Annotated in this window: 5 protein-coding genes; 4 read left to right on the top strand and 1 reads right to left on the bottom strand. The window is 51.6% G+C overall.

The genetic code is table 11. The features are described from left to right. From ADH68_RS04000 to ADH68_RS03985, 4 genes are read left to right on the top strand one after another with little or no spacing between them, the layout of a single operon-like run. The gene (locus ADH68_RS04000) at nt 1–3,168 is read left to right on the top strand and encodes a SusC/RagA family TonB-linked outer membrane protein (protein WP_084273882.1); all 3,168 of its coding nucleotides are present in this window, start codon (nt 1–3) and stop codon (nt 3,166–3,168) included. Nucleotides 3,169–3,183: 15 nt separating this feature from the next. Next, nucleotides 3,184–5,295, top strand: coding sequence for a SusD/RagB family nutrient-binding outer membrane lipoprotein (locus ADH68_RS03995; RefSeq protein WP_068959702.1), 2,112 nt, complete (start codon nt 3,184–3,186; stop codon nt 5,293–5,295). Nucleotides 5,296–5,348: 53 nt separating this feature from the next. Then, on the top strand, nt 5,349–6,620 hold the full coding sequence (locus tag ADH68_RS03990) for a glycoside hydrolase family 71/99 protein (protein ID WP_068959703.1): 1,272 nt from the start codon (nt 5,349–5,351) through the stop codon (nt 6,618–6,620). 14 nt (nt 6,621–6,634) lie between these two features. After that, nucleotides 6,635–10,414, top strand: coding sequence for a glycosyl hydrolase family 28-related protein (locus ADH68_RS03985; protein ID WP_068959704.1), 3,780 nt, complete (start codon nt 6,635–6,637; stop codon nt 10,412–10,414). A 405-nt stretch (nt 10,415–10,819) separates the two neighbouring features. On the opposite strand, the gene ADH68_RS03980 is transcribed toward ADH68_RS03985, so the two are convergent. Continuing rightward, nucleotides 10,820–12,019 (bottom strand): IS110 family RNA-guided transposase, encoded by a 1,200-nt coding sequence (locus tag ADH68_RS03980; protein ID WP_088294777.1) that lies wholly within the window; start codon nt 12,017–12,019, stop codon nt 10,820–10,822. Nucleotides 12,020–12,163 lie beyond the last annotated feature (144 nt).

Raw genomic sequence — 12,163 nt, 5'->3', positions numbered from 1 at the left:
ATCATCGGCGCTACCGTGCATGTCGCAGGTACAAACCGAGTCACCTCCACCAATGTCGACGGCAAATTCTCCATAAAGGCCGACAAGGGCGAAAAGCTCCAGATCAGCTACGTAGGCTATCGGCGTCAGAATATAACAGTAAAAAATGCGGGTGCTCTCAACGTAGTGCTCGTAAATGACCAGAACCAGCTCAACGAGGTGGTTGTGACAGCGCTCGGTATCACACGCGACGCCAAGTCGCTCTCCTACGCGCGGCAGTCAATAGATACAGAGCCTCTTACAGAGGTGCGTGGCTCCAACCTCATGGATATGCTTACCGGAAAAGCCGCCGGTATGCAGGTAATATCCGGCGGTGGTCCTACCGCCTCGACACGTATAGTGCTGCGCGGTGTCAACTCTCTCACCGGCAACAACCAGCCGCTTATCGTAGTCGACGGAGTGCCCATCATCAACAACATGGGCGAGGACGGCGACCTTGACTTCGGCAACCCGGCCAACCTTATCAACCCTGATGAAATCGAGGACCTCGAGGTGTTGAAGGGAGCCAACGCCTCGGCTCTCTATGGTTCCGATGCAGCCAACGGTGTGATTCTTATCACCACCAAGAAGGCCACCAAGAAAAAAGGCCTCGGTGTGACTTACGGATTCAACCTTATGCTCGGCTACCTCTACAACTATCCTGCCTATCAGAACTGGTATGGCGCAGGACAGTCATGTGCCTTCGAGCGTGCCAATCAGGGACGTAATTTCTATGGAAGCCAGGGTACTGCCGGAGGATATGACCCAAGCCTTCCATACGGCATATGGAATCCCAACAACGCCGGTCAGGACCAGCGCTCGTGGGGCATGCCGATGCTCGGCTTCGACGTTGTTGGACGTAACGGCCAGGTGCGTCAGTATTCGTCGCATCCCGAGACCACCAAGGCCATGTATGGTACGAGCCATATGTACACCAACTCACTTTCGGTCGACAAAGTGTTCGACGGAGGCACATTCCGTCTGAGCTACACCAACATCATCTCCGATGACGTGCTGAAGGGTGTGAACGATCTCGAACGCCATACCTTCAACCTCCATACCACTGCCGACATAGCCAAATGGTGGAATGTCGACGTGTCCACCCGCTATGTCTACGAAGAGGTCGAGAACCGTGCGTTCCGCAACTCCTCCGACCGTAATCCGGTGTATCTTTTCGCCAATCTGTCGCGCGATGCCTCTATCGATGAACTTGTCCCCTGGAAGAAGCCCGACGGCACAGCCTATAATTTCAAAGGCTTTACAAATCCGTTTTGGTCGCTCAACGAGTGTGACAACTCCGACAACAAGCATTGGTTCATGGGCAACGTCACATTCAACTTCAAGCCCTATAAGATGGTCGACGTGCGTCTGCGCGCCGCTACCGACCTGCAGGTGAGCGAGGGCTGGTCATTCACCAATCTCAATACACCCTTCGATACCGACGGCGAGTACATGCGCTGGAAACGCGACTGGCGCAATACCAACTACGAAGCCCTTGTGATGTTCCACAACGGATTCTGGGACAATCTTCTCAATGTCAACGCCAGCATCGGTGCGTCGGCCCAGTCGATACATGGCTCACGAATGTATTCCAAGGCTTCTCAGCTCCAGTTCAAGGACATGCGCTCGCTTTCCAATGCCAAAGGCCTCGTGAGCGCTCTTGAAGAGAGCGAAGGGAAAAAGAAACAGGCCGTGTACGGAGCCCTTTCTCTCGGTATCGACGGGTGGGCATACATCGATGCTACCGCACGCAACGAATGGTCATCTGCTCTTCCCCAAAATAATAATTCATACTTCTACTGGTCGGTAGGTACCGGTCTGGTGATTTCCGACTTGCTCAAGCTCGACCAGCATATCTTCCCGCTCGTAAAAGTTCGCGGCTCTTACGCCAAGGTGGGCAACGATACGGGCTACGATCGTCTTATCTCGGGATATTACAAGGCTGAGGACGGTTCATTCCTCGGTATACCTTATTTTACCGGTGAATCAGTGCTGAAGACACTTGGTCTGCGCCCGGAGATGACCAAATCGTGGGAGCTCGGTGCCGAACTCAGATTCTTCGACAACCGCTTCTCGTTTGACTTCACATATTACAACAAGGCTACCACCGACCAGATTGTAGAGGCCGACGCTCCTTTGGCCTCAGGCTATCAGCGCGAGATTATCAACGCTGGCAAGATGACCAACAAGGGTGTAGAGCTCAGTTTCTCTGTAACTCCGATACGCACACGCGACTGGACTTGGGAGATACGTGCCAACTGGGCGAAGAACAACAATATGGTGGTGGCGCTCGCTCCCGGCATTGACCGTTTCGAAATCCGCGGACGTGACAATATCAAATCATATGCCGAAGTGGGCAAGCCCTATGGCGTGTTCTACGGCAACGACTATAAACGCGACGAAAACGGGAATATATATGTAGGCCGCGACGGCAAGGCCGAGTATGAGCCGGACCGGTATCTCGGTTCGATTCAGCCCGACTGGATTGGTGGTGCCGGAACAACTCTACGCTGGAAGAATCTCTCCGTGGGCGCTGCCATTGACTTCAGCCACGGTGGCAACTTCTGGAGCTACACCACATTCCGCGGAGGTATCGACGGAAACACAGTGAATACCCTTGAGGGCCGTCTCGAAAATCAGATTTCGCGCCTCGTCTATGGCGAGAACGACCGCGAACGTCAGGGTGTGCTCGAATCGCAGTATACCAATGTACCCGGCTCCGATCCGAATACCAATCCTGTGATTTATGCCGACTGGGCGCGTCCCAAGGGTGTATGGGTAGGCAACACCGTATACTCCGAGGGGCTTGAATATTGGGGTGGCAAGCAGTCGATGACATGGGTTACTCCTACCGACCACTGGTGTCACAACGGCACTTCGTCGGCCGCACGCTATATATATTCGGCTTCTTATGTGAAGTTGCGCGAAATCAGCGTAGGCTATAGTGTGCCTCAGGAATGGCTGCGCAAGTCATTTATCCGTTCGGCCAAGGTTTCAGTTGTAGGCCGCAACGTGGCGATTCTCTACCAGAACTGCCCCAAGGGTATGGATCCGCAGGCTACATCCTCCACCGGCAATGCCCAGGGCTTCGAGGAAGGCTTCACTCTGCCGCAGGCCACATGGGGATTCGACATCAAAGTCACATTCTAAAAGACCAATTACCGTATGAAACTTAAATATATCATTCCCTCTGTCGCGATAGCCGCTGCCGGACTCGGTTTTTCAGGCTGTACCGATGATTTCGAGGAGATAAACACCAATCCTCACAAGGTATATGACGTTGAACTCAACGATGTGTTCGCCGGTACCGTGCAGCGTACCGCCAACAACTGGGCCGAGATGAACTATCGTCGTTTCCTCAACTTCTCCCGCCTTACGATTGTGATGTTCTGCTGCAATCCGAGCCAGGACACCGGCGACGGATATTTTCGCAACTACTATGTCAACGTGCTCCGCGACCTTATCAAACTTGAACGTGAATATGCCGCTAATGTCGACAATGAGGGGCGCACTATATATCCCAAAAACATGGCCATCGTCAAGGCATGGAAGTCATATGTATACTATGTGATGGCATCATGCTGGGGCCCCATTCCCATGAGTGACGCTATCGTTGTCGGTAATGAGGGCAAGCGTTATTACAAGTACGATTCGGAAGAGCAGGTATATACACAGATTCTCAATGACCTAAGGGAGGCCGTCGATCTGCTCGACCATACCCAGAACGCATCGGCTCTTGACGCCCTTCAGAACGACCCGATATTCGGTGCCGGCGGTATCGGTGCTCCCGATATGGACAAATGGCTCAGATTTGCCAACACCCTTCGTCTTAATGTGGCCATGCACTGTCAGAACCTCAATTCCGACCTGTCGCGTGAGCATGCTCTCGAGGTGCTTGCTGACGGACGTCTTATGGCGTCGAACGATGATAATGCGGTGATGCAGTGGGGGCTCGACTCGGATAAGTCGTCGAGCTACTACTACCGTTCGTTCCAGAAAGACCATAAGGCCGAGCAGGGTGGGGAGGCCCCGATATGGCCATGTCTCAACGAGTACGGCTACATATACTTTGCTACATTCAACGACCCGCGTATCGGGAAGTATGTGCGCAAGATGAACGAGCGCAATCCAAAGGCCAAGCCGTTCCTTGTCACAGACACTCTTACACGTGCGCATTCAGCTTACTGCAAGAATTCCGACACAAAGATGACAATCAACGGCCAGAGTGTGGTAGTGGCCACAAAGTGTGCCAATTACACTCAGCACCGTTCGCTCCCTACTGCCGTTAAGAACACTCTTCGCGACTCGATTATTGTACGCTATACTGTCGACTATGCGCCCTATCAGGAGCAGTGCGATATTCCCAACTCATGGCGATATGCCACGGTGCCGGGTATGACATATACCTACCACGATGTGCTCGGCTCTGCCCGACAGGACGATTACAATCATTCTGTGGCACAGCCTTACTTCGTAAGCGAGGATGCCCATTGGGTAATCCTCACCTATGCCGACGCATGCTTCCTCCGCGCCGAGGCCGAACTCATTTACAACAACAATCCGGGCCGTGCCAAGACTGCCTATGAGGAGGGTATCGATGCCTCGATGGCACAGTGGGGCATTACCGACTATGCTGACTTCAAGGCTCAGGACGGTGTGAAATGGGGTACCTCGAAAGAAGGATACCACGACCGCCGTCTCATATATCAGGCCAAAATCATGGGTGGCGACAATGGCAACGACGGGCTGCTTGAGCAGATTTACAAACAGCGCTCCTTCGCCGACTATTTCAATGGTCTTGAGATATGGAACATCGAGCGCCGTACCCGCACATTTGACTGGCCTCCTACATTTACAAAAGATCAGTCATCGGGAGTGCTTGGCGCAAGTCCCGACTACAACTACTGGATGGAACGCCTCATATATCCGGAGGCCGAGACAACAAAGAACGGTGCAGCAAATGCCGAGGGTATCGCGATGCTTCAGTCAGTGTCTCCGTTTGTACGTACCGAACGCTGGGGCGACAATATCTTCACCTCTCTTGGCTTTGCAAAAAAGAATCCACATGTCGAGGATGCAAGTCTCTGGGGTACTCCGCGTGAGATTACTCCAAAGATGGAATATTACGAGCACTACTACGGCGATACGTATGAGAAACTCCTCGCACGCGCCAAGGAAATCAGCGGTGCACGTCTGGAGGCCGCAGCCCTCGGAGCTGTCGCTTTCGAGTACCAGAGTACCAAGGCCTACGGCTACAACCTCACTTCAGGCAACTGATTTTCCACATCCCCTGCATACACCAACACTATTAAACATATATTGAAACCGACATGAAAAAGAATATATTATGGAGCCTGGCTATTGCACTCGGACTGTTTGCCACAGCGTGTGTCGAGGATGACAATCCCGATATCTCCGAGCACCCCTGGAACTATAAGCTGACTCCCGTCAATGTAGGAAAGGTGCCTACCGGCATCCTGATGTACAACCCCTCGAGCTGGTGGAGCAATGCCCAGATTATGCGTCGCCTTGAGGAGGAATATGATGCCGAAACCGGTAAATACGGACCGTACGTAAAGGTTGCGGCCGGTCAGTACGAACTGTTCGGCACCAACCGCGACTATCATGAAGAGTATGCGCAAAATCTCGGCGTCATCGTGGAGAATGTGAAGAAAGCCAAAATCGACTATATCATCACTCCCCACATATCGGAGGACCGCAACAAGATGTTCCCCAATAATATCAGCGCTCAGGATACTGTGTTCATAAATATGCTTTCGGGCCATACCGACACACTTCAGTGGAAGAACGACGGCTCGATGGGCTTTGCCATCCGCTTCAACGCGCAGAACGTTGCCGACGGTCTCGGTTGCAAGGACAACAATACCCTTCTTGAGGATTGCTCTCCCCGTGAGTACCGCCTCGACAACGGCCAGACCGTACAGGTGCCTGCCCGTGAAGTGTTCCTCAACTTTGTGCGCCGATTGTCGTGGTTCATGACCGAGTCCACATATTTCCATTTCCACGGTCGTCCCGTGCTGGTTATCGACGGGTTGCGTCAGCTTTACAGCCGTGATCCGCGGGCTCTGTACGACGACATGCGCTCCATAATCAAGAATGAAGTCGGCAAGGATGTGTATATCATCGCGCGCCAGACACAATGGACTCCCCCTGCACGCTGGCAGCATTTCTGGATTGAAGGACATGCCGACGCCGTGGTTCCCGAGAAACTGACCAATCTTGAAAACGGTATCGGATGGGACCGGTTCGATCTACACAACATTCTTATAAACGAGCACATGAAGGTCAACCGCGAGTATTATGCCAACTGCGGTATAAACTACATACCTTCGGTCAGCCCCGGATTCTCATTCTACGTGCAGGACGGACGCTGGGACTATCCTATCATTCAGCCCGATCCTCAGGACTTTCGCGAACGTTGCTGGTCGGCCAAGATGCAGCTCGGCTCGCAGCCTATGGTGATTGTCGACGCATACAATGAATGGAACTTTGCCAATGCCGTAGAACCTGCCGACCCCGAGTATGGCAATGGCTGGGGTGATACCTATCTGAATATTATCGCCGAAGAATTCGGCCAGTAATAAAATTAATAGATATGAATAAGATTACAATATCCATATTGGCGGGATTATTCCTGGCGGTGACTCCGGTTGCCGCCGGGGCCGCTACCTATGAGCGCAAGCCGCAGGTTGTCGACAATCCCGACTATCCCACTCCTGATGTCAAGGTCGTGGAAATGAACATCCTCGACTATAGTGCCGACGCCAACAAGGGAAACACCAATGTGACAACAATAATACAGCAGATGCTGAATGCTCTGGGCGACGCATCGTCGTATCCCTCCGGTGAGCGCCAGGCCTATCGCAAGACCGGCGGCACTCTGTATCTTCCGGCAGGCACATACAAGATTGACGGCCGGATTACTGTGCCCCGTGGAGTATCCATACGCGGTGACTGGAAGAAACCCGTAAAGGGCGAGAAAATCGAAGGCACGATTCTGAAAGTGTCAAACAAATATGCCAATGATACGGTAGAGACAAATTCATGTTTCATCATGGAGCCGTCCACTGTTGTCAGCGATGTGGCTGTCTGGTATGAGACTCAGCGTGCCGACAATCCGATTCCTTATCCCCCGACTGTAGTCATGGGAAAGCAAGGATACTTCGGAAATGATTACTGTAACGTACGTAATGTGACACTTGTCAATTCGTATATCGGAGTCATATTCTCAGAACGCAACGGTGGCGGATGCCCTAATATCTTCGGGCTTTACGGCACTCCGCTTCACAAGGGTGTGACTATGGATAATATCGCCGACGTAGGCCGATTCGACCATATTGACTTTTCTCCGAAATACTGGGCCGGCTCCGGTCTGCCCGACGCGGCCGATGCTACTTCATGGACCTACTACCATGCAACAGGATTCGAGATGCGCCGCAACGACTGGTCATATTGCTGCAACTACTCTGCTGAAGGCTATAACCGTGGATTTTGGGCAAAAAAATCTCCGGCCCATATGGCGGCACAGTCTACCGGTTCGCCCAATGGCCACAACTATAATCTTACATTTACAGACTGTCGTACCGGCGTGTATATGACTGAGTCGGCAGGATGCGGATGCATGTTCACACGAGTCACCACTCAAGGCTGTGAGATAGGTCTGGAACAGGCAGCCGGTGATCTTGGCCCTTCGCAGTTCCTTGCATGTGACTTCACAGGCTCGCGCTACGGCATATACACCCATCCCGACGCTACACAGACCACACAGCTTCATCAGTGCCGGGTAAACGGTATTGTTAATTTCGAGGGCGGACAGCTGATTGCCGATCACAATACATTCAATGGAAATGTCGAGGTAGGTGCCATGGCGCGTTGTATCTTTGTCGGCAACAGATTTACCGCAGGGCAGTTTGTCAACAACTCGCTGTATGACTGTCAGGTGTCGGACAATGCATCCTATACCGCAAAGGCTGTGCCGGAATATCCGGCTGAGATGATGGCGGTAAAGGAGACACGCCCGGCAAAGACCGACCTCTTCCTTGCAAGCGCCTACGGTGCGGTAGGCACTTATATCTCCCCCGAGGACACATCACATGGTGAAAATTCCTCACACGACAATTCTACAGCCATCCAGCAGGCTCTGGACGCTGCCGGCGCCAATGGCGGTGGTATCGTATATCTGACCCCCGGACACTACAGGTGCAACTCTCCTCTGTCAATACCCGCGGGCGTAGAACTCCGAGGTGCTTCCGATATGGCCAGTGTTCCGCGTGGCCAGGGTGCCGTACTTGAAGTATATTGTGGAGAGGGCAGTGACAATGGCACTCCGTTCATAACCATGGCACAAAAGTCGGGCATACGTGGCATCTCCATAAATTATCCGGCTCAGGACGAGTCGATATTCACTGATGTGGCAGGAGGTATGGTCAACGGTGTGTTCGTAGCGGCTCATGCGGTATGTACCCCGAAGAAGTATCCATATGCAGTGAGAGGAAATGCCGATACATATGTGGTAAACCTTGCCGTGCGTGCATGCTATCAGGCTGTAGATATGTTCACCAACAAGTGTGACAATCATTATGTCGATTACATCTCGGGACATTGCTTCAAGAATGTGATACGTGTGGGCGGTATGTCGGAAAACGGTACCATAAGCAATATTCAGTGCAACACCATCGGATATGCCGCCGGCGACGAATGGAAGTTCGGTCTTTGGCCCAATTCGCTCCACAACAAGAACAATCTCCATCAGGATGCATGCTATCAGCAGAACTACGACGAACTCGACTTCTTCATCATAGGCGACTGCCGCAACGAGAATCTGTACAACAACTTCCTGTTCGGATCGGCTACCGGTATGCTCTTCCAGAGCGACGGCCAGGGAGGCGCGACATTCAAATCGCTCGGCAATGCGGTCGACGGTGTTGTGAAGACATTTGTATTCAAGGCTATCGCAGCCGATGCGGCTATGACCAACTCTCAGCTTGTGGCTCTCAACAACGGCCACTCGGCGAGCTTCTTCACCACAGACGCCGGATTCAACCGTACGGTCGATATGTTTGCCACCAACAACTGGGGTGGAGGCGACACATTTGCCGATATCAAGGGTGGAAATGTAAATTTCATTCTCGCCGCTCTACAGCAGAATGGCGACAAACAGACCTTCCTTGTCGACAACGGAGGCAAGTTTGCGATGAACAACTTCAACGTGCGATCCAACAACAAGAATGCCAATGGCAATAAGAATGTCAGCCTTTACTCAGGCGTCTTCACTCCGCTTACCAATGACGGAAAGAACGCATTCGACACATCTTTGTTTGCTACTTACAGCTATATGCTTCCGATGGCCTGGAACATGAGCAACCGCAGCGGGTTTAAAGACCGTGACGGATGGCATGTGATAGCGTTCAACGATATGCTCGGCAAGATTTACGACCAGAACGGCAACCTCGTGGAGGGTAGTTCGCTTACCAACTATGTAGAGGGTAGCACTCTTCAGGACCTTGACCGCTACGAAGCCAATGAGTTCTATGAGCGTAACCCCGGCGACGCACGTGCAAGCCGTGCCACAGACGACGATATCAAGACACGCTGGTCTACTAAAGGGAGCCAGAACCCGCTTGAATGGTACGACCAGAATGCCAACGACGATACAAAGCCGCAGCAGGCCTGGATGACACGTGAGATGCAATGGTTTGCAGTATATTTTGACCAGAATCTTCTCGATCTTAAGAAGACCGAACATATCAACGCTCTCATCCTTGACGCAAGCAACGACCCTAACGACGGCCCGTCGTCATGGCAGTTGCAGGTGCTTGACTACGACAGCGAGGAGCAGATTGTCAGTCCCGAGCAGACTCCGCAGGATGCAAAAAACTATTTCAAGAATGAATTTGGCATTGAACTTGACGATTACCTCTCATGGGAGGATGACCGTACTGATGAGCTTTATGGACACCGCTGGCGCACGGTAGCTACCGGCAACGGTGCAGGCTCTCTCCTTATTGCTCCGTTTCCTGAGGAGGATGTGCTCGGACTGCGCATACTCCAGACCGGAAAGAAAGGCAACTACTGGTCAATCGACGAGATTTACGTAGCGATGATTGAAGGATTGAATTCCGATTTGAACGGTATTGACGAGGTAACTGCCCTCAACCGGGAGAAGACACTGTTTTTTGCCGAAGGCACTCTGATTATCGCCGCATCTCTCTTTGACGCCCAAGGCAAGGCCAATGTTGAGATTTTCAACCTTTACGGACAGAAAGTCAGGGATTTCACAGTCACATCCGGTCAGGTGGCTATCGACGGTCTCGACAGTGGCGTTTATATAGTGTGTGTAGGTTCGGCCTCGTTAAAGTTTGTCAATAGAAAGTAGTGTAGGTGTTTCCCGCATTGTGGACACAGAACGGTAATTAATCACTCTATAAATAATAAGGTGTATCGTACATGTCGGCGGTACACCTTATTTATTTTTTACATGGTCCATGCGCTATGTTTTTATATATGCCGCAATTATGCTAACTTTCCTCTAAAACGTATTTACCTTATAAGAATGTGATATCCCCATAAACGGACAAGAACTGAGACAAATGTACATAAACACGGGTTCCGGCAGTCATTAGACAGCGGAATATAGATATAAGATTGCTACTTTCCTCTACAAGCTTGGTTAGCTTATGCCGGTATCCAACTCCTTCCGATGCTATTGCAAATTTGCGAACCGGGCTGCGATGCACCACAAAGTTAATTACATTGCACCGGAAGGTATGTCGAATGGCCCTCAGGCCATTTTCGATTCGAAAGATTTGAGTTGCTCCTCCAGGAGCCTCTGCTGCTCAAGTCTTTTGAGGTAGATGTCGATGAAGTCCTGCTCTTTGGAGAGCATGTGCCATATGGCGACGAGTATCTTGCGTGCGATGGCCACCTGAATTTTCATCCTGCTCTTTTTCTTGACCGTGGTCTGGACGTAGCTGAAATTTGAGAAGAAACAGTTCCGGGTTCTTGATGCGACCCATGCGATTTCAATCAGTATTTCTCTGAGATATCTGTTTCCGTGCGTCACTTTTCTGCTTTTGTAGCGACCATTGCTGACATCGTTTCGCGGTTTGAGTCCGCACCATCCGACAAGAGATGCCGCTGTTGCAAACATCTGCATGTCAACCCCTGTCTCCGCAATTATTGCCGTGGCCGCGCGTTCCTTGACTCCGGGGATGGTCTGAAGACGTCTGTACTGCTGGGGAAAGTGTTTCCCGCACAGGGCGGTGAGTTCCTTCTGGCATTCCGCCATCTGTGCCTCTATCAGGTCTATGACCGCCTTAGTCTGCCTGAAGATGATAATATCTGTATCCGAGAAGCAGCCTGTGACGGCCGCCATTATCGTCTGGCGGCCATGCTTGTTGATGGTGCGGCCATGAACCTTGGCGATCAGCTTTCCCGGATCACGCCCACCGTCGATTATGCAGGAAAGTACCGACTGATAGCTTTTCCCCTTTATCCGGCTCACGTAGTTGCTCAGCCTGAACCCGCAGCGCTGAAGGGCCGCATCAAGCTTGTTGGTGTTGTAGGTCAGATCTTCGTTGAGATCCATGATGCGGCGGTTAAGCTTGCGCATGTCCTGAACTATTGTCTCGGGAACGAAACTTCCTCTGATAAGATTCTTCAGCAAACATTCGGCTATCCACTGGGCATCCTTGATATCGCTCTTGCGTCCCGGAAGCTGTTTGATGAAATAAGGATTGACAAGCTTGAGTTCCATCGACCCGCAAAGCTCGTTCCATACGGGCACCCAATATACAGCTGTACTCTCCATGGCGGCCTCGGTTACGCCCCGGGCTGTCATATCATTACACATCTGGCGCAGGTCGGGAGTAAGAACTCCATAGGTTTTTTCGAAAATGATGGCCTCGTCATGCCCCATAATACAAAGATAAATGCTATCTTTGTGGACATCAAGGCCGGCGACTGTTCGGTTTCTGTCCATACCATTGAATTTAAATTATTCCTCCAAATTACTAAAATTGTGACTAAGAGCACGCAGGAGGGGACAGAAATCGGCGCGTCAGCCTTGTTTTTATTCTGCCGGTGTAGAAATCTCGCTGTTTTTATGTAAATTTGCAGTCAGAAA

It is taken from the genome of Muribaculum intestinale (genome assembly GCF_002201515.1).
GTDB classification, from domain to species: Bacteria; Bacteroidota; Bacteroidia; order Bacteroidales; family Muribaculaceae; genus Muribaculum; species Muribaculum intestinale.
Note: the sequence above shows the minus strand (reverse complement) of the source record. Positions and strands in the feature narration are given on the sequence as shown.

Bases quoted from the DNA above. Each gene is read 5' to 3' on its own strand.
- ADH68_RS03995 (WP_068959702.1), top strand. From the start codon at position 3,184: ATGAAACTTAAATATATCATTCCCTCTGTCGCGATAGCCGCTGCCGGA.
- ADH68_RS03990 (WP_068959703.1), top strand. From the start codon at position 5,349: ATGAAAAAGAATATATTATGGAGCCTGGCTATTGCACTCGGACTGTTT.
- ADH68_RS03985 (WP_068959704.1), top strand. From the start codon at position 6,635: ATGAATAAGATTACAATATCCATATTGGCGGGATTATTCCTGGCGGTG.
- ADH68_RS03980 (WP_088294777.1), bottom strand. From the start codon at position 12,019: ATGGACAGAAACCGAACAGTCGCCGGCCTTGATGTCCACAAAGATAGC.